Origin of the sequence: Agrococcus sp. Marseille-P2731 (assembly GCF_900117395.1) — a bacterium.
Taxonomy (GTDB): Bacteria; Actinomycetota; Actinomycetes; order Actinomycetales; family Microbacteriaceae; genus Agrococcus.
Genome location: NZ_FPEG01000001.1, coordinates 545051 through 563080, shown reverse-complemented (window position 1 = coordinate 563080; position 18030 = coordinate 545051). Strand labels below are relative to the sequence as shown.

General features: G+C 72.0%; 14 protein-coding genes. 4 read left to right on the top strand and 10 right to left on the bottom strand.

From position 1 onward, the window contains the following. Positions 1 to 4 precede the first annotated feature (4 nt). On the bottom strand, positions 5 to 1939 hold the full coding sequence (locus tag BQ6202_RS02790) for a BCCT family transporter (RefSeq protein WP_072312947.1): 1935 nt from the start codon (positions 1937 to 1939) through the stop codon (positions 5 to 7). Between the two features lie 151 nt (positions 1940 to 2090). Here BQ6202_RS02790 and BQ6202_RS02785 point away from each other — a divergent pair, with 151 nt between their 5' ends. After that, positions 2091 to 3197 carry a trypsin-like serine peptidase gene (locus tag BQ6202_RS02785; protein ID WP_143143617.1) on the top strand — a complete coding sequence of 369 codons (1107 nt, stop codon included), beginning with the start codon at positions 2091 to 2093 and terminating at the stop codon, positions 3195 to 3197. 30 nt (positions 3198 to 3227) lie between these two features. On the opposite strand, the gene secA is transcribed toward BQ6202_RS02785, so the two are convergent. The 8 genes from secA to BQ6202_RS02745 form a co-directional block, all read right to left on the bottom strand. Further along, the gene (gene secA / locus BQ6202_RS02780; protein WP_083586858.1) at positions 3228 to 6038 is read right to left on the bottom strand and encodes a preprotein translocase subunit SecA; all 2811 of its coding nucleotides are present in this window, start codon (positions 6036 to 6038) and stop codon (positions 3228 to 3230) included. A gap of 140 nt (positions 6039 to 6178) precedes the next feature. Continuing rightward, positions 6179 to 6865, bottom strand: a complete 687-nt coding sequence (gene hpf / locus BQ6202_RS02775; RefSeq protein WP_072312944.1) for a ribosome hibernation-promoting factor, HPF/YfiA family — start codon at positions 6863 to 6865, stop codon at positions 6179 to 6181. Between the two features lie 60 nt (positions 6866 to 6925). After that, on the bottom strand, positions 6926 to 7630 hold the full coding sequence (locus BQ6202_RS02770; protein ID WP_072312943.1) for a ComF family protein: 705 nt from the start codon (positions 7628 to 7630) through the stop codon (positions 6926 to 6928). 72 nt (positions 7631 to 7702) lie between these two features. Continuing rightward, a complete protein-coding gene (locus BQ6202_RS02765) occupies positions 7703 to 9403 on the bottom strand; it encodes an LpqB family beta-propeller domain-containing protein (protein WP_072312942.1) in 1701 nt (566 codons plus the stop codon). Next, positions 9400 to 11103: an MtrAB system histidine kinase MtrB gene (mtrB, locus tag BQ6202_RS02760; RefSeq protein WP_072312941.1), complete on the bottom strand. Its 1704-nt coding sequence runs from the start codon at positions 11101 to 11103 to the stop codon at positions 9400 to 9402. The genes BQ6202_RS02765 and mtrB overlap by 4 nt, the downstream gene beginning before the upstream one ends. 7 nt (positions 11104 to 11110) lie before the next feature. Then, a complete protein-coding gene (mtrA, locus tag BQ6202_RS02755) occupies positions 11111 to 11797 on the bottom strand; it encodes an MtrAB system response regulator MtrA (RefSeq protein ID WP_072312940.1) in 687 nt (228 codons plus the stop codon). Between the two features lie 126 nt (positions 11798 to 11923). Beyond that, positions 11924 to 13729, bottom strand: coding sequence for an ABC-F family ATP-binding cassette domain-containing protein (locus BQ6202_RS02750; protein WP_072312939.1), 1806 nt, complete (start codon positions 13727 to 13729; stop codon positions 11924 to 11926). 82 nt (positions 13730 to 13811) lie between these two features. After that, positions 13812 to 14732 (bottom strand): 4-(cytidine 5'-diphospho)-2-C-methyl-D-erythritol kinase, encoded by a 921-nt coding sequence (locus BQ6202_RS02745; RefSeq protein WP_072312938.1) that lies wholly within the window; start codon positions 14730 to 14732, stop codon positions 13812 to 13814. Between the two features lie 123 nt (positions 14733 to 14855). Between BQ6202_RS02745 and BQ6202_RS02740 the strand changes: the two genes are divergently transcribed. Continuing rightward, complete coding sequence (locus BQ6202_RS02740) at positions 14856 to 15245, top strand: MmcQ/YjbR family DNA-binding protein (RefSeq protein ID WP_072312937.1); 390 nt, start codon at positions 14856 to 14858, stop codon at positions 15243 to 15245. A gap of 28 nt (positions 15246 to 15273) precedes the next feature. On the opposite strand, the gene rsmA is transcribed toward BQ6202_RS02740, so the two are convergent. Beyond that, positions 15274 to 16206: a 16S rRNA (adenine(1518)-N(6)/adenine(1519)-N(6))-dimethyltransferase RsmA gene (gene rsmA / locus BQ6202_RS02735; protein ID WP_234946085.1), complete on the bottom strand. Its 933-nt coding sequence runs from the start codon at positions 16204 to 16206 to the stop codon at positions 15274 to 15276. Positions 16207 to 16289: 83 nt separating this feature from the next. Between rsmA and BQ6202_RS14845 the strand changes: the two genes are divergently transcribed. Further along, positions 16290 to 17321 carry a hypothetical protein gene (locus BQ6202_RS14845; protein WP_072312936.1) on the top strand — a complete coding sequence of 344 codons (1032 nt, stop codon included), beginning with the start codon at positions 16290 to 16292 and terminating at the stop codon, positions 17319 to 17321. Between the two features lie 135 nt (positions 17322 to 17456). Further along, the gene (locus BQ6202_RS02725) at positions 17457 to 18026 is read left to right on the top strand and encodes a hypothetical protein (RefSeq protein ID WP_072312935.1); all 570 of its coding nucleotides are present in this window, start codon (positions 17457 to 17459) and stop codon (positions 18024 to 18026) included. The last annotated feature ends 4 nt before the right edge of the window (positions 18027 to 18030 follow it).

Sequence of the window (18030 nt, the reverse complement as noted above, 5' to 3'; positions counted from 1 at the left end):
CCCCTCAGCGGCTCGCGGGCTCCTCCGGCGGCAGCTCCGCCTCCGCTGCGGCCTGCTCCTGCTCGTGCTCGAGACCCGCCTGCGACGCCGCGAACTCAGGAGTGTCGAACACCTCTCCTGCGATCGGGTCCTGCACCACGCGATCGTGGTCGAGCGTCGCGACGCCCTCGGCGTTCAGGTCGACCGCTTCGGTCGGCACCTCGTGCAGGGCGATCAGGAACTCGCCGCCTGCTGCGGGGCTCGCAGGCGCCGGCTGGCTCGCCGGCAGCCCGACGAAGGTCGAGGACACGTCGCGGCGTCCGCGCCATCGACGCTTCGGCTGATCCTGCGCGGTCGGCGCCTCCGCCGACTCCGGCGTCGCGGAAGCGATGCGTGCGCGCATGTACCGCGGCGCGTTCGCGACCTCGTAGTGGAAGGCTCGCAGCAGCGAGATGCATGTCAGCACCATGATGATCGAGAACGGCACAGCGGTCGCGATCGACGCCGTCTGCAGTGCCGTGAGCGATGCTGAGCCACCCACGAGCAGCAGCACGGCAGCCGCGAGGCCCTCGAGCACCGACCACATGACGCGGGTCAGCCTCGGCGTCTCGGTCGCCCCGCCGGTGGCGATGATGTCGATCACGAGCGAGCCAGAATCCGCGGAGGTCACGAAGAAGAAGACGATGATGGCGATCGCCAGCACGCTCGTGACCGCAGCGAGCGGGAAGGTCTCGAGGAGCTGGAAGAGCGAGGTGTAGGTGTTGACCTCGCCGTCGACGAGCATGTCCCCCTCGGAGAGCTGTCGGAGGATCGCCGAGTCGCCGAAGATCGTGAACCAGGCGATGCCGATCAGGGTGGGCGTGAGCAGCACGCCGAAGACGAACTGGCGGATCGTGCGACCGCGCGAGATGCGCGCGATGAACATGCCCACGAAGGGCGCCCAGCTCATCCACCAGCCCCAATAGAAGATGGTCCAGTCTCCCGCCCACGTGTCCGTGGCCAGCGGCCAGGTCTCGAGCATGATGCCCGGGAGCGATGCGAGATAGCTGCCGGTGTTGGCGACCATCGCCTGGATCAGCACCAGCGTCGGCCCGAGCGCGAGGACGAAGATCGCCAGCAGCGCCGCGAGCGACATGTTGATGTTCGAGAGCCACTTGAGCCCCTTGTCGAGGCCCGACATCACGGAGAGGGTCGCGAGGCCTGTGACGATCGCGATGACGACGACCGAGAACGTGCCGGACCCCTCGACCCATCCCAGGTACTCGAGGCCGGCAGTGATCTGCTGCACGCCGAAGCCCAGCGAAGTGGCGACGCCGAAGAGCGTGCCGACGATCGCGACGACGTCGACGGCGTGACCGATCCAGCCCTCGACCCGCTCGCGACCGAGGAGCGGCTCGAGCAGCCAGCGGATCGACAGCGGACGCCCGCGGCGGAAGGTCATGTAGGCCATGCCGAGGCCCACCACCACGTAGATCGCCCACGCGTGCAAGCCCCAGTGGTAGAGCGTGAGATCCATCGCGAGGCGGCCAGCCGTGTCGGTGCCGGCCTCGACACCCGCGCGCCCAGGCGGCGTCGTCATGTGCGACAGCGGCTCAGCGACGCCGAAGAAGACGAGGCCGATCCCCATGCCGGCGCTGAAGAGCATCGTGAACCACGACAGCGTGGAGAACTCCGGCTCCTCGTCGTCGCGGCCGAGCCTGATGCTGCCGATGCGCGAGAGTCCGCAGTACAGCGCGAACAGCACGAAGCCGGTCGCCGCGAGGATGTACCACCAGCCGACACCCTGGGTGATGGCGCTGTTCAGCACCTCGAAGGCGTTGCCGCCGGTGCCGCTGTAGATCACGGCGAAGGCGACCATCCCGACGATGATGAGCACCGCAGGGATGAAGACGGGCTTGCGCAGCCTCGCCCACACTTCGCGCGGAGCCCAATCTGCTCGCAATGCGGCTCGATCTGCCATGGCTCTCTCCCCCGTGCGCGTGCTGGACAACTCTCGAGGGTATCGAGGCGGTCGCGCGATGTCGAAGCGAGCAGCCGCCGAGGCGACGCGAGGCCGCTGCAGCAGGGCGTTCAGCCTGCCCACGCCCGGTGCCTCTAGCGTGATCCGCATCATGCACCCGCCTCGCCCTCGCCGTGTCGCACTCCGCCCCCTCGCGCTGCTCGCCGGTGCCGCCGCCGTGCTCACCATGACCGGCTGCATCCTGCCCCCGCCGCTGCCCACAGCAGCGCCGCAGCAGTCGACCACGCCGCGACCGCAGCCCGATCAGACGCAGCCCGCGACGCCCCCGGCGACGCCGCTGCCGGAGGTGACGCCGGTCGAGCCCGACGCCCCGATCACCCTGACCGACGAGACGGCGGCCGACACGGGCGAGCTCTACGCCGGCGAGCCGGGCGAGACCTCCGTCGGCTACCTGCCCGACGCGGCCTTCGACATGGTGCTGGAGCCGACGCTCGGCTCCCCCGTCGTCGCGCCAGGCATCGCCTTGCCGACGAGCGACGCCGGTGACGAGCTCTATCCCGGCAGGCCGCACACGAGCAGCGAGAGCCTGCTGCTGTCGACGACCGGGCGCATCGAGATGGATTCGGACGCCGGGGCCTTCACGTGCAGCGGCACCGTCATCAACTCCGCCAGCGGCCTGATCGTCGTCACGGCCGCGCACTGCATCTGGGATGACGACACCCGCGACTACTTCGACGCCATCCGCTTCGCCCCTGGCTACGAGCAGGGCGACGCACCCTTCGGCGTCTGGGAGGCCGAGGAGCTGTGGGTGCCGGAGCAGTACCTCGAGGCCAACACCCGTTGGCTCGACGGCGCCGACGACAACGGCTGGATGGGCTTCGACTTCGGGTTCATCCGCCTCGCGCCGCTCGACGGCGGCACGGTCGAGGATGCGGTGGGCGGCCAGGGCGTGAGCTTCACCGCCGAGACGAACGGCGTCGTGGTCGCCGGCTACCCGGGCAACGACGAGTTCGACGCCGAGGTGCTGCGCTACTGCGCGGAGGACGAGCTGAACTACGGGCTCGGCGGCGACGCCAACTACGGTGCCGCGTGCGTCATGGGCGACGGCGCCTCGGGTTCCGGATGGGTCTCCAACCTCGACGCGGACACCGGCGCCGGGCACATCACGGCCGTCTACTCGAACGGCGGCACCGCAGATGCCTACGGGCCGCCGCTCGGCGTCACCGCGTGGAACGGGCTGCAGTCGATCGACGACTGAGCCCGCTCCGCGCCCGGGGTGCTGCCTCGCTCAGCCCTTGGGCTCGGAGTCGGTCGACTGGCCGAAGGCGCCGACCTTCTTCGGCGTGGCCTGCGCCCGCTTCTCGGCGGCGCGGCGCTGCTCGCGATTGCCGGCGACGGGCTGCGCCTTCGCCTTGGCCGCGACCGCCGGGTTGCCGCTCTTCGTGCGTGCCTTCGCCGCATCCGCCTCGAGCTCTCGGCCCTTCGCGTCGTGCAGCGAGGCCTCGCCGTCCTCGTCGGGCGCCGAGTAGGTGAGCTTGGAGGTGTCCTCCTCGGGCTCCTCGAGCCCGCCGCCCTCGATGGCGGGCGCGGCGGCCGTCGTGCCCTGCTGCACCTTGACCTCGAGGTTGAACAGGAAGGTGACGGACTCCTCGCGGATGGCCGACATCATCTGCTGGTAGAGCGTGAAGCCCTCGTTCTGGTACTCGACGACGGGATCGCGCTGCGCCATGCTGCGCAGGCCGATGCCCTCGCGCAGGTAGTCCATCTCATAGAGGTGGTCGCGCCACTTGCGGTCGATGACCGAGAGCACGACCCGGCGCTCGAGCAGCCGCATCGCCGGCGAGCCGAGCTCCTCCTCGCGCTTCGCGTAGGCTATGCGCGCATCCGAGAGCAGCTGCTCGTAGACGAAGTCGCCCGTGAGGCGCGGCTGCGCCTCGGCGACGACCTCGTCGATCGTGATGCTGACGGGGTAGACCTGCTTCGCGTCGTTCCACAGCGACTCGAGGTTCCACTCGTCGCTGTCGTTGCCGACGGTGTGCTCGTCGACGATCGCCTTGATGGTGCCCTCGAGGAACCCCTGCACGCGCGCGTCGAGGTCGTCGCCGTCCAGGATGTGGCGGCGGTCGGAGTAGATCGCCTCGCGCTGCCGGTTCATGACGTCGTCGTACTTCAGCACGTTCTTGCGCATCTCGGCGTTGCGCGACTCGATCTGCGCCTGCGCAGAGCGGATCGTGCGGGAGAAGATCTTCGACTCCAGCGGGATCTCGTCCTCATCCGCATCCGCCGTCATGAAGCGCTGGGCGACCGAGCCGCCGAACAGGCGCAGCAGGTCGTCCTGCATCGAGAGGTAGAAGCGGCTCTCGCCGGGGTCGCCCTGACGGCCGGATCGGCCGCGCAGCTGGTTGTCGATGCGTCGCGACTCGTGGCGCTCGGTGCCGAGCACGTAGAGCCCGCCGGCCTCGATGACCTTCGCGGCCTCCTCGGCGACCGACGCCTTGACCTCGGCGAAGACCTCGTCCCAGCGCTCCTCGTACTCGTCGGGCGTCTCCGAGGGGCTCAGGCCGAGCTCCTGCATCTGGGTGACCGCGAGGTGCTCGGCGTTGCCGCCGAGCATGATGTCGGTGCCTCGACCCGCCATGTTCGTGGCGACCGTGACGGCGCCGACGCGGCCGGCCTGCGCGATGATCGACGCCTCGCGCGCGTGGTTCTTGGCGTTCAGCACCTCGTGCGCGACGCCGTGCTTCGCGAGCTGCGTCGAGAGGTACTCGCTCTTCTCGACGCTCGTGGTGCCGACGAGCACCGGCTGGCCCTTCGCGTGCCGCTCGACGATGTCGTCGACGACGTGCTTGAACTTGCCCTCGACGGTCGCGTAGACGAGGTCGGCGTTGTCGATGCGCTGCAGCGGCTTGTTCGTCGGGATGGGGACGACGCCGAGCTTGTAGGTCGACATGAACTCGGCCGCCTCGGTGTCGGCGGTGCCGGTCATGCCCGAGAGCTTGTCGTAGAGGCGGAAGTAGTTCTGGAGGGTGACGGTCGCGACCGTCTGGTTCTCGGCCTTGATCTGCACCCCCTCCTTCGCCTCGATCGCCTGGTGGATGCCCTCGTTGAAGCGGCGTCCCTGCATGATGCGGCCGGTGTGCTCGTCGACGATGAGCACCTCGCCGTTCATGACGACGTAGTGCGAGTCGCGCTTGAACAGCGCCTTCGCCTTGAGCGCGGTGTTGAGGAAGGAGATGAGCGGGGTGTTCGCCGACTCGTACAGGCTCTCGATCCCCAGCAGGTCCTCGACGCGCTCGATGCCGGGCTCGAGCACGCCGACGGTGCGCTTCTTCTCGTCGACCTCGTAGTCGACGTCGGCGCGCAGGCGCTTGGCGATGCGGGCGAACTCGCCGAACCAGCGGTTGGCCTCGCCGGCGGCGGGTCCGGAGATGATGAGGGGCGTGCGGGCCTCGTCGATGAGGATCGAGTCGACCTCGTCGACGATGGCGAAGCCGTGGCCGCGCTGCACCATGGCCTCCTTCTTGTGCGCCATGTTGTCGCGGAGGTAGTCGAAGCCGAACTCGTTGTTCGTGCCGTAGGTGACGTCGGCCTCGTACTGCTCGCGGCGCACCTCGGGGCTCTGGCCAGAGATGATGCAGCCGGTCGTCATGCCGAGGGCGCGGAAGACGCGGCCCATGAGCTCTGACTGGTAGCTCGCCAGGTAGTCGTTCACCGTGACGACGTGCACGCCGTGACCCGGGATGGCGTTCAGGTAGGCGGCGATCGGCGCGACGAGGGTCTTGCCCTCACCGGTCTTCATCTCGGCGATGTTGCCGAGGTGGAGCGCCGCCGCACCCATGACCTGCACCTCGTAGGGCCGCATGCCGAGGGTGCGCTTCGCGGCCTCGCGCACGGCGGCGAAGGCCTCGGGCAGCAGGTCGTCGAGGGTCTCGCCCTCGGCGTAGCGGCGGCGGAACTCCTCGGTCTCACCGGCGAGCTCGTCGTCGGTCAGGTCTTCGAACGCGTCCTCGAGCGCAGAGACGTCCTTGGCGATGCGCTCCAGCCGACGCCGCAGCCGGCCCTCGCCGGCTCGCAGCAGATTCTCGAAGATGTTGGCCACGGTGGTGTGCCTCCCGTGCTCGGGGGAAAGATAACGGTTCGGTAACCGACTGCCCATCCTAACAACGCATGACAAGAGGCGCCCCAGTCACCCCGGGACGCCCCTCCGTCAGGCCCGCGCGAGCGGACGGATCCGTCGGATCAGGATGCGGCGCGCTCCGTGCCGGCGGTCTCGGCCCCGGCCTCCGGGGCCTCGTCGTCGAGCGTGATCACACCGTAGGACCAGCCCTTGCGGCGGTAGACGACGGCGCACTCGCCGGACTCGTCGTCGATGAAGAGGTAGAAGGGGTGGCCGACGAGCTCCATCTGATCGACGGCCTCGCGCACGCCCATGCGCTTGGCGGGGAACCGCTTCTGGCGGATGACGACGGGCGACCACTCGGTCTCGCCTTCGTGCGTCTGCTCGACGATGGGGATCGCGCCGGTGCTGACGGCCTCGACGACGGCGGGGTCTGCGGGCGTGATGTCGACCTGCTCGAAGCCGCTGGCGACGGCGTCGTGGAGCGGCGTGCGCTTGCGGGCGCTGTGATCGGTGCGCTTGTCGTGGACGCGGCGCGCCCGCTCCATCACGCGGTGGAAGGCGGAGTCGAAGGCCATGTACTTGTCGGGCCCGTCGGCCTCGGCGCGGATGATGGAGCCGGGGCCGTGGACCGTGATCTCCACGCGACCGCCAGCCACCGAGGTGTGGGGCACGGCGTGGCGAGTGAGCTTCACATCGAGGGCCGTCGCACGGGGCAGGAGCTGCGTGACCTTCGCGAGCTTCTCCTCGGCATATGCCCGGAACCGGTCTGTGATGTCTGCGCCCTTGGCGCCGAACGTGATGTCCATCGTGGCCTCCCGGAGTGATCGGCGTCGGCGCCTGCGGCTGCTGCGCCGACTTGCGTGCCGTCACTCTACCCCCGGGGTGCTGGACGCGAGCCGGTGGCCGTCGACCCGCAGCAGCGTGCGCGCGACCGCGGCGATGCCGACCGGCAGGCACCCCGCGGCACGCAGCGCACGCACGGCCTCGCGCGCCGTCGCGCCGCTCGTGACGACGTCGTCGACCACCACCACGGGCCGCCCGGCGAGCCGACGGGCGACTCGCGGCGGCAGCTCGAGCGAGCCCTCGGCGGCGCGAGCGCGCGCGGTCGCCGAGCGCTGCTTCTGCGCTCCGCCCGCACCAGCCGCGGCCTCGGCAGACGCCCGCGCGCGTCGCAGCGACCAGGAGCGCATCCCCGTCTGGCGCACCACGAGCGCGACCGGATCGAAGCCGCGGCTGCGCTGGCCGACGCGGCTCGGCGGCACCCGCACCAGCTCGGCGTCCGGCAGCGCCGCGAGCGCGAGCGCGAGCCCGGCGCCGAGCGCCCTCGCCTCGGCACGGGCGCCGTGCGCCTTGCACGCGACGACGAGGGCGCGCACCCGGTCGTCGTACTCGGCGGCGGCGACGAGCGGCAGCCCCTCGAGCTCATCGTGAAGCGGCCCCGCGAGCAGCAGCGACCGGCACGCCGAGCAGACGGCGACGTCGCGCGCCCCGCAGCCGGCGCACTCGACCGGCCAGACGACGCTGGCGGCCTCGCGCAGCGCCCGGCGCCACCACTCCCGCCGCTCCCCCACGCAGCGATGATGGCCGTCGGATGCCCGGGTGCGGGCGGCGAGGGCGGCCGGCTGTGGAGGAGCGGTCGCGCGCTACTGCTGCGTGGCGATGAGCGCCACCGGCTCGAGCCCCGCGGCCGGGCTCCAGACGCGGCCGCGCAGCGAGAGCAGGGCGTCGTCGGCGCTCAGCGCCCGCAGCGTCCCGGTGCCGTCGCTGCCGCCGACGATCGCCCGCACGGGCGTGTTGGGGATCGGCAGCTGCTCGGAGACGCCCCCGATGGTCAGGACGGCGATCTGCGACTGGTCCTCATCGGTCGCGAGCACCGCGACCTGCGTCGAGCTGACCCACGTGACGTCGGTGGCCGCGCCGTCGATCGCGGGCAGCGGGTAGGGCTCGCCGAGCGTGACCGGTCGGCCGTCGGCGTCGCGCACGACCGCGAGCACCCACACCGAGCTGCGGCCGCCCTCGCTCGTGACGTAGGCGAGCCGCGCGCCATCGCGCGAGAGCTCCATGGCGACGGGCCTGCCGGCGTCGGCCGGCAGGGTCAGCTCGTTCCGCTCCCCGTCGCGCCAGGTCAGCAGCTGCTGCGGGCCGGTCGTCTCGTGCAGCAGCACCCAGCCGCTGTCGTCGACGGTGGGCACGACCGACGCATCCGCCGAGATCACCACCGGCTCCGCATCCGGCACCACCCACGCGGCGGTCGTGCCCGTGTGCGCGACGCCGCCCTGCTGGCCGACGGTGTAGCTCGTCGCGCCGATGGCGCTCAGCGTCGCGCCGACGTCGGCGGCCGCCGGCGCGCCCCCACCGACCGAGCGCAGCGTCGATCCCTCGAGCACGAGCGGCCGCAGGTCGACCTCCCCGACGTCGATCGCGCCGGCGTCGGCGCTCGAAGCCCCGACTCCCTCGACCCCGTCGATCTGCACGCGCAGCTCGCGCACGCCCGCCTCGCGCAGCGACAGCGCCAGCTGCACCGCGAGCGGTTCGAGGCTGCCGGGCCCCAGCTGCGTCAGCTGCGCGAGGTCCAGGGTCACCGTCATCGTCGTGCCCTCGACGCGCAGCGGCCCGACGCGGCGGGCCTCGACCGAGCCGAACGTGGACACGGCCGGCGAGAGCCAGGTCGAGGGACCCGCGAGCACCGCGTCGATGATGCGCTCGTCGATGGTCGTGGCCGTGCGCTCGAACCAGCGCACCTCCGGCACCGTGCGGGTGCCGTCGGGCGTGAGCCAGTGCAGCGCGTGCGGCTGGAAGAGCGTGTCGAAGGTGGAGGCCGAGAGCACGATGCCGTCCGGCGCGCGCGTGATGCGCCACTCGCCGCCCACCTGCAGCAGCTCGAACTCCAGGATGCGGTCGCCACCGGCGAGCAGCGCCCCGCCGGCGCTCAGCTCCGACTGCGCGGTGAGCGCAGCGCTCGCCGCCGTCTCGTCCTCGCCCGTGAACGAGATCTGCGGCTGCGCGCCCGAGCGCACGATCACGCGCGCATCGGGATCCCAGCTCTCGGCGGCGCCGACGCCGAGGTACTCGCGAGCGATCGCGTAGTCATCAGCCGGGCTGATCGCCGCGCCCAGGAACCCCAGGATGATCTCCTCCTGCGTCGCGCCGGGCTGCGGCTCCTGCGCGAGGAACACGAAGTCGTTCGTCTGCTCGTTGGCATCGACCTGACCCTCGACCACGGGACCGGCATCGGGGATCGCGACGCAGCCGGCGAGCCCGAGCACCGCGAGCGCAGCCACGAGCGCGCGCCGCAGTGGCGAGCGGGTGACCCGCGCCCTGCGCATCGTCGTGGTGCGCGTCATCGCTCGACCTCCTCGGTGCCCAGCTCGACCGTCGGGTCGACGAGCGCGATCGGCGAGCTGTGCAGCTGCTCGGCGGTCGTCGTCGCCGGCTCTGGCGGCATCGCGACCGGCAGGACGAGCGGCTGCGTGTCGTCGGGCGCGAGGTCGATGGGCGAGGCGACGACCCGCGCGCCGGCGCGAGGCAGCGTCAGCCGGAACTGCGTGCCCTCCCCCGGCGCCGACCACACGTCGATCCAGCCGCCGTGCAGCGCAGCGTCGTCGCGGCTGATCGAGAGCCCGAGCCCGGTGCCGCCGGTGCGGCGCTGCCGCGAGGGGTCGGCGCGCCAGAACCGGTCGAAGACGCGGCTCGCCTCCTCGGCCGACATCCCCACCCCGTGGTCGCGGACGGCGATCGCCGCCGCATCCGTCGACGAGTCGACGATCACCTCGACCGGCTTGCCCTCGCCGTGGTCGATGGCGTTGCCCAGCAGGTTCTGCAGGATGCGGCGGATGCGGCGCGGATCGACCTCTGCCTCGAAGTGCCCGCCAGGCGCGATCAGGCGCAGCTCGATGCCGTGCTCGGCGGCGAGCGGCTCGACCGCCTCGATCTCGCGCTCGGCGAGCCGCACGAGGTTCGTGGGCTCGACCTCGAGCTGCGCGGCGCCCGCGTCGAAGCGGCTGAGCTCGAGCAGGTCGGCAAGCAGCTGCTCGAAGCGCTCGATCTGGGTGTGCAGCAGCTCGACCGTGCGGCTCGAGACCGGGTCGAACGACGCGCGCCGGTCGTGCAGCACGTCGCCGGCGAGCCTGATGGTCGTCAGCGGCGTGCGCAGCTCGTGCGAGACGTCCGACACGAAGCGCTGCTGCACGGTCGAGAGCGTCGCGAGCTCGTTGATCTGGCGCGAGATGGAGTCGGCCATGTCGTTGAAGGAACGGCCGAGCTTGGCCATCTCGTCGTCGCCGCGCACGGGGATGCGCACGTCGAGCTCGCCCGCGGCGATGCGCGCGCTCGACTCCGCGGCCGTCTGCACCGGCCCCACGATGAGGCGGGCGACCATCCAGCTGATGAGCCCGATGAGCGCGATGAGCACCAGGCCGCCGATCACCATCGTCAGCTGCATGAAGTCGAGCGTCTCCTGCGTCGACTGCAGGCTCGTCAAGAGGTAGAGCTCGTACTGCCCAGTCAGCGGCACGTCGACCGTCGTGCCGACGACGAGCCCCGGCTCCGTGCCGTTCGCCGACTCGATGCGCACCGATTGGTAGAAGGGCGCGTCGGATGCGTCGGCGACGGCCGTGCGCATCCCCTGCGTCAGCAGTGCGGCGTCGAAGGCCTGCGACTGCACGTCGTTCATCGACAGGACCGTCTCGTCCTGCGCATCGCTGCGGAGCATCGCGTACTCGGTGGTCGACCGGCTCGAGATGATGCCGTCGATGGCGTTGAGCGCGGTGTCCTGCAGCGCATCCACCTCACCGCTCGTGAGGTTCTGCGTCACCGCGTCGTTGAAGATCTGCTGCATCTGGTTGCGGGCCTGCACCGCTTCGACGAGCGCGTCGTCGCGGCGCGTCTCGAAGAGGTTCTGACCGACGGAGGCCGACATGTAGCCGAGCACGCCGACGAGGGCGAGCGTCGAGAGGACCATGCTCGCCGCGACGACGCGCGCCTGCATCGAGCGGCGGAAGACGCCCGTCGCCCACGCCCACAGCGGTCGGCGTCGCGCGGCCACCGCTGGCTCAGCCCTGCGGTGCGCCGGCGCGGTAGCCGACGCCGCGCACGGTCGTCACGACCACGGGGCTGTCGACGTCGCGCTCGACCTTGGAGCGCAGGCGCTGCACGTGCACGTTCACGAGGCGCGTGTCGGCCTTGTAGTGGTAGCCCCAGACCTGCTCGAGCAGCATCTCGCGCGAGAACACCTGGTTCGGCTTCGAGGCGAGCGTCACGAGCAGCTCGAACTCGAGCGGCGTGAGGGGGATCGGGGCCCCGCCGCGGCGCACCTGGTGGCCCTCGACGTCGATCTCCAGGTCGGCGACGCGGAGCGTGCCGGTATCGGCGCTGCGCTGCGGGCGCAGGCGCGTGCGCACGCGGGCGACGAGCTCCTTCGGGTTGAAGGGCTTGACGACGTAGTCGTCGGCGCCGGACTCGAGGCCCACGACCACGTCGGTCGGGTCGCCCTTCGCCGTCAGCATGATGATCGGCACGCCCGACTCGGCGCGGATCTCGGTGCAGATCTGGATGCCGTCCTTACCAGGGAGCATCAGGTCGAGCAGCACGAGGTCGGGTCGCACCTCGTGGAAGCGGCCGAGCGCCTCGGCGCCGTCGGCGCAGTACTCGAGCGCATAGCCCTCGCCTGCGAGCACGATGCCGATCATCTCGGCGAGCGCCGGGTCGTCATCGACGACGAGGATCGTCTGCTCCGACATGGGCGCTCCCTTCGTGGTCCAGCACGGGCGCTGTGGCCTCGGCGCGGCTCCCGCCACTGTATCCGAGCGCGCTCCGGGCGCCGCACCACCCCGCCGCGGCAGCCGCGGCAGCCGCGGCCGAGCGACTCAGCGCTCGAGGCCCTCGTGCGCCTCGAGCCAGGCCTCCTCGAGCGAGGCGATGCGCTCGTCGACCGCGGCGAGCTCGGCCTGCAGCGCGGCGAGCGCGTCGTAGTCGCCGTGGTCGGCGGCCTCGAAGCGCTGCAGCAGCGTCGCGCGCTGCTGCGACGCCTTCGCGAGGCGGCGGTCGAGGCTCGCGGCCTCCTTCTCGAGCGTGCGCCGCTCGGCGCCAGAGAGCGCCGGTGCTCCGCTCCCCTGGGCTGCGGATGCGCCGACCGCCTGCGTCGCCCGCGCGGCCGTGCGCTCGACCGAGCCCTTGCCCGAGAGCTCGAGGTACGCATCCACCCCGCCCGGCATGTGCCGGAGCCCGCCGTCGACGATGGCGAACTGGTGGTCGGTGACGCGCTCGATCAGGTAGCGGTCGTGGCTGACGACGATGAGGCAGCCGGCCCAGGAGTCGAGGACGTCCTCCATCGCGGCGAGCATGTCGGTGTCGAGGTCGTTCGTCGGCTCGTCGAGGATCAGCACGTTGGGCTCGTCGAGCAGGATCAGCAGCAGCTGCAGGCGGCGGCGCTGGCCGCCGGAGAGGTCCTTCACGAGGGTCGAGAGCTCGCCGGAGCGGAAGCCCAGGCGCTCGAGCAGCTGACCCGGCGTGAGCTCCTTGCCGCCGGTGGCATAGCTCGACTTCAGGCTGCCGACGACGGTGCGCACCGGCTCGTCCTCGTGCTGCTTGAGCTCCGCCAGCTCCTGCGTCAGCTCGGCGATCTTCACCGTCTTGCCGGTCTTCACGCGGCCCGCAGTGGGGCGGATGCGCCCGGCGATGAGGGCGAGCAGGGTCGACTTGCCAGCGCCGTTGCGACCGAGGATGCCGGCGCGCTCGCCCGGCGCGATGCGCCAGGTGACGTCGTCGAGGATCGTGCGGCCGCCGAGCTCGACGGAGGCGTCGATGACGTCGACGACGTCCTTGCCCAGTCGCGTGGCGGCGAGCTGCGCGAGCTGGATCGGGTCGCGGGCGGGCGGCTCGTCCTCGATGAGCTGCGTGGCCGCCTCGATGCGGAACTTGGGCTTCGCGGTGCGCGCGGGGGCGCCGCGCCGCAGCCACGCGAGCTCCTTCTTCATCAGGTTCTGGCGCTTCGACTCGGAGGCCGCGGCCATCCGGTCGCGCTCGACGCGCTGCAGGATGTAGGCCGCGTAGCCGCCCTCGAAGGGCTCGACGAGCGTGTCGTGGACCTCCCACGTGCCCGTGCACACCGCATCCAGGAACCACCGGTCGTGCGTGACGGCGACGAAGGCGCCGCGGCCGGTCGCGTAGCGCGCGTTCAGGTGGTCGGCGAGCCAGGCGATGCCCTGCACGTCGAGGTGGTTCGTGGGCTCGTCGAGGAAGAGCACGTCCCAGTCGCCGGCGAGGAGCCTCGCGAGCGCAACGCGGCGGCGCTGGCCGCCGGAGAGGTCACCGACGCGGGCGTGCCAGTCGAGGTCGCCGACGAGGCCGTTCAGGATGTCGCGGATGCGCGCGTCACCGGCCCACTCGTGCTCGGGGCGATCGCCGACGATGCTCTCGCCGATGGTGGTGTCGGGGTCGAGCGTGTCCTGCTGGTCGAGCACCCCGACCTCCAGGCCGCCGCGCCGGGTGATGCGGCCGCTCGTGGGCTCGAGCCGCCCGGCGAGCAGGCGCAGCAGCGTCGACTTGCCGTCGCCGTTGCGGCCGACGATGCCGATGCGGTCGCCATCCTCGAGGCCGAGCGAGATCGACTCGAAGACGACGCGGGTGGGGAAGGCGATGCCGACGCGCTCGGCGCCCAGGAGATGTGCCATATCGCTCCATTCTCGCGCACGGGCCGGGCGCTGCAAGCCGACCGGGGCGGTGACCGGTCGGGGGCGGGATGCGCCGGCGCGGTCAGTCGATGAGGCGCGCGCCGGCCACGGGGCCGGTCACCTTCACCGCGAGCACCTTCGCCGTCGAGAGCGAGATCTGCAGCTCGATCGCCGACTCGAGCCCGTCGCACAGGAAGGCGACGGTCGGGCCGGAGCCGGAGACGATGCCGGCGAGGGCGCCGGAGCGCTCCCCCAGCTCGAGCGTGCCCGCCAGCCGCGGCATGAGGCGGAGCGCCGGAGCCTGCAGGTCGTTCTGCAGCGCCTCGGCGAGCAGCCCCGCGTCGCCCGCGCGCAGCGCCTGCAGCACCCGCGCATCCACCGTCGGCACGTCGTGCGCTGGCGCGATGTCGGCGGCGTGCAGCGCGCGGTGCTCGTCGAGCGCGCGGTAGACGTCGGGCGTCGAGAGCCCGGCCTCTGCGTAGGCGAGCACCCAGTGGAACTGCCCCTTCGCGAGCGCCGGGCTCAGCTGGTCGCCGCGGCCGGTGCCGATCGCGGTGCCGCCCGCGAGCGCGAAGGGCACGTCGGCGCCGAGCTCGCGCGCGATCTCGTGCAGCGCCTCGCGCCCGAGGTGCAGCCCCCAGAGCTCGTCGCACGCCACGAGCGTCGCAGCCGCGTCGGCCGAGCCACCTCCCATGCCGCCGGCGATCGGCACGTGCTTCTCGATGGAGAGCGCGACGCCGCCCGAGACGCGACCTCGACGGGCGAGGGCCATCGCCGCGCGGATCGCGAGGTTGTCGGCACCGGTGGAGAGCTGGCGGTGCGGGATCGGCCCCGAGAAGCGCACCGAGAAGTCGCTCGCCTCGCTCGCCTCGACGAACTCGTAGAGGCTGACGGCCTGGTAGGCGGTGGCGACGTCGTGATAGCCGTCGTCCTGCAGCGCGCCCACGCCGAGGTGCACGTTGATCTTGCCGGGCGCTTTCGCCCGCACCGTGCCACGACTCACGAGAACAACCTACTGCGGGCTCGGGCGCCTCCCTGACAGCGGGCGCCGAGCATCGCGGCCGACGCCCGGCGCCTCGATGTGCGCGGCCGTCGACGCGTCGGAGGCCCGCGCTACCCTCGCCGCATGGCGCATCCGCTCATGTTCGACGCCGATGACCCGCTGCTCGCGCGGCTCCGCGAGCTGGCGCTCGCACTGCCCGGCGCTGCCGAGAAGGTGTCGCACGGCCGCCCCGCGTTCTTCACGACCAAGGTGTTCGCCTACTACGGCGGCATGACGAAGGAGGAGCATCGCGAGGGCGGCAACCCGCCGCGGCTGAGCGTGCTGCTCGACGCCGACGAGCGCCTTGCGCTGCTCGACGAGGGTGCGCTCGTGCCCGCCTACCTCGGGCCCTCCGGATGGGTCGCCATCGACCTCGAGGGCGCCGACTGGCAGCGGGTGGCCGAGCTGCTCGACTCGAGCTTCCGAGTCACGGCGCCGCGGCGGCTGGTCGCCGAGCTCGACGCGCGCGTCTGAGCCCGCGAGGGCGATGCCCGCGGGCAGGTCAGGCGCTCGGCGCGGCGGCTGCCTCGGCGATGCGGATGAAGTCCGGCAGCGAGAGTGCCTCGCCGCGCAGCGTCGGCTCGACGCCGGCGCGCTCGAGCACCTCGGTCGCCGCAGCCGACGAGCCGAACACCCCCGACAGCGCCTGGCGCAGCATCTTGCGCCGCTGCCCGAAGGCACCGTCGATCACCCGGAAGGTGCGGCGCCGCAGCTCCTCGGAGCCGAACGACGGTCCCTTGCGGAAGCCGACGAGCACGCTGTCGACGCCGGGTACCGGCCAGAAGATCTGCCGCGACACGTCACCCTCGAGCGCCCACTGCCCCCACCACGCGACCTTCGCCGACGGTGAGCCATAGGTCTTCGAGCCTGGCCGCGCGGCCAACCGGTGCCCGACCTCCGCCTGCACCATCACGAGGGCGCGCTCGATCGTGGGGAAGCGCTCGAGCAGGTGGATGAGCACCGGCACCGAGACGTTGTAGGGCAGGTTGGCGACGATCGCCTCGGGCGCGAACGGCAGCTCCTCGATCGTCAGCGCATCGTGCTGCACGACCTCGAGCCGGGCATCGGGCTGCTTCCGGGCAACAGTGTGCGGCAGCAGCTCGGCGAGGCGAGGGTCGATCTCGACGGCAGCCACGCGAGCACCCGCCTCGGTGAGGCCGAGCGTGAGCGAGCCGAGACCGGGCCCGACCTCCACGACGTCGCGCCCGGCGACATCCGCCGTTCGCACGATGCGGCGCACGGTGTTCGCGTCGACGACGAAGTTCTGCCCCCAGCGCTTCGTGGGCGTGAGGTCGAGCTCGGCGGCGAGCGCACGGATCTCGGAGGCGCCCAGCAGCGTCTCGGCACTGGGCCTGCCGCCGCTGGGCGTGCCGCCGCCGGGCTTGCCGCCGCTGGGCGTGCCGCCGCTCGGGCTGCCGCCGGTCATGTCGCTCACGCATCGAGCCTATGCCGAGCGCCACCGCACCCCGGCCATAGCCGCGCGCGCGATGATGGGCTCCCCAGCACCGAAGGATCACCATGCGCACCACCGACTCGCACGCCGGGCCTGGCTCCCGTCTCCCGCTCCGCCGAGCCTCGCTCAGCGCCACCTCGCCTCGGTCGCGGATGCTCGCAGCGCTCGCGCTCGTCGGTGCTGCCGCGCTCACGGTCGGCTGCGCGAGCCAGCTCGCTGCGCCCGGGGCGCCCACTCCGAGCGAGAGCACCGCGCGCGCCATCGGAGCCGAACCCGTGCCCATCGAGACGACGCAGCTGGAGGCGATGGGCTTCTTCGAGGAGGTCTCGGAGCGGGGCTACGCCGTGCGATGGGCGGCCGACCCCGAGACGGGCGAGTACGGCGAGTCGATCGTCGTGGTCCTGGGCGGCTCAGGTGGCGGCGGAAGCTGCATCCCGCAGCCGCAGGCGGCACTGCTCGACGGCGGCAGCGCGCCGTCGATCGTCGTGCCCTTCGACCCGATCGATCCCGAGATGATGTGCACGATGGACTTCCGCCTGCACGGCTGGGAGCTCGCGCTGCCGGAGGCGCTCGACATCGAGGCGACCGTGCCCGTGACCCTCGTCGGCATGCAGGGCGAGGATGCCGAGACCGAGCTGGAGCTCACGGCCAGCGATCTGTTCGTGCCCGGCGGCGGCGCCGATCCGCAGCCGAGCGAGGTCGACGAGGCACCGCAGGCGGCGGTCCCCGCCACCCCGTTCGACGCAGCCAGGCTGCCGCAGGCCCAGTCGGTCGTCGAGGGAGCGACGGCGCTGGACGTCTGGTGGATCGAGCCCGGCTCCTCGATCGCCGTGGTCATGAGCGGCTCGGGCACCGAGGCGTGCGTGCCGCAGCCCGTCGGCGCAGCGGCCGCCGGCCCTGGCGCCATCGAGGTCGCCTTCGCACCCGCTGTCGGCGACACCTGCACCGACGACCTGGTGGCCTACGGCTGGCAGCTCGATCTTCCCTCGGCCATCTCTGCCACCTTGCCCGTGCAGGTCACCGTGACCGGCACGAGCGATGCTGGGCCCGCCGTCGAGCGCACGCTCGAGCCCGGCGACGTGCTCGAGCTGCCCTGAGCGCGGCTCGCTCGCGCCCGCTTCCAGACGCGGCTGCCTGCCTGCGCCCAGGCGCCGCCCAGCCCCGTCCGGCACCGTAGGAGGCGCGGAACCACCCGCGAGCTTCGCGGGCCGCGCCCCGAAGGAGTGGACGACATGCGAAGGACCATCCCCCTGGCGCTCGTCGCCGTCATCGCGCTCGCTGGATGCGCATCGGCCGGCGGACCCGTCGACTCGAGCGCGCCTCCAGCCCCTGGTTCGTCCACGCCGACGACCAGCGAGAGCGCCGAGGCACCCAGCGCCGAGCCGAGCGACTCTGCCACCGCCGACCCGCAGCCGAGCGAGCTCTCGGGCGAGCCCTATCGCATCGAGGACGAGGCGATCCTCGGCACGGTCAGCCTCGACGACATCCCGCAGGGCGAGCCGCTCGTCATCTGGTCGGGCGTCGGCAACTCGCTCGTGCACGTCTTCGGCGCGGGCAGCAGCAGCACCGACTGCCAGCCGACGGGCGAATCGGCGGACGTCGACGGCGGCATGCTCGAGATCGACTTCGAGTGGGAGGACGGCGCCGCGGAGGCGATCTGCACCGCCGACATGCGCGTGTTCGGCTGGGCCTTCCCGGTGACGGGCGCGGATGCGTCGGTGACGCAGGCGACCGTCGACGAGTGGACCGACGACGCGGACGAGATCACCGTGGAGATCCAGCCCGCCGAGGGCACGAGCTGATCGA

What these genes read in the sequence shown, in the direction of transcription:
- BQ6202_RS14845 (WP_072312936.1), top strand. Translation starts at nt 16,290, where the DNA reads ATGCGCACCACCGACTCGCACGCCGGGCCTGGCTCCCGTCTCCCGCTC.
- mtrA (WP_072312940.1), bottom strand. Translation starts at nt 11,797, where the DNA reads ATGTCGGAGCAGACGATCCTCGTCGTCGATGACGACCCGGCGCTCGCC.
- BQ6202_RS02790 (WP_072312947.1), bottom strand. Translation starts at nt 1,939, where the DNA reads ATGGCAGATCGAGCCGCATTGCGAGCAGATTGGGCTCCGCGCGAAGTG.
- BQ6202_RS02765 (WP_072312942.1), bottom strand. Translation starts at nt 9,403, where the DNA reads ATGACGCGCACCACGACGATGCGCAGGGCGCGGGTCACCCGCTCGCCA.
- BQ6202_RS02785 (WP_143143617.1), top strand. Translation starts at nt 2,091, where the DNA reads ATGCACCCGCCTCGCCCTCGCCGTGTCGCACTCCGCCCCCTCGCGCTG.
- BQ6202_RS02740 (WP_072312937.1), top strand. Translation starts at nt 14,856, where the DNA reads ATGGCGCATCCGCTCATGTTCGACGCCGATGACCCGCTGCTCGCGCGG.
- BQ6202_RS02725 (WP_072312935.1), top strand. Translation starts at nt 17,457, where the DNA reads ATGCGAAGGACCATCCCCCTGGCGCTCGTCGCCGTCATCGCGCTCGCT.
- hpf (WP_072312944.1), bottom strand. Translation starts at nt 6,865, where the DNA reads ATGGACATCACGTTCGGCGCCAAGGGCGCAGACATCACAGACCGGTTC.
- BQ6202_RS02750 (WP_072312939.1), bottom strand. Translation starts at nt 13,729, where the DNA reads ATGGCACATCTCCTGGGCGCCGAGCGCGTCGGCATCGCCTTCCCCACC.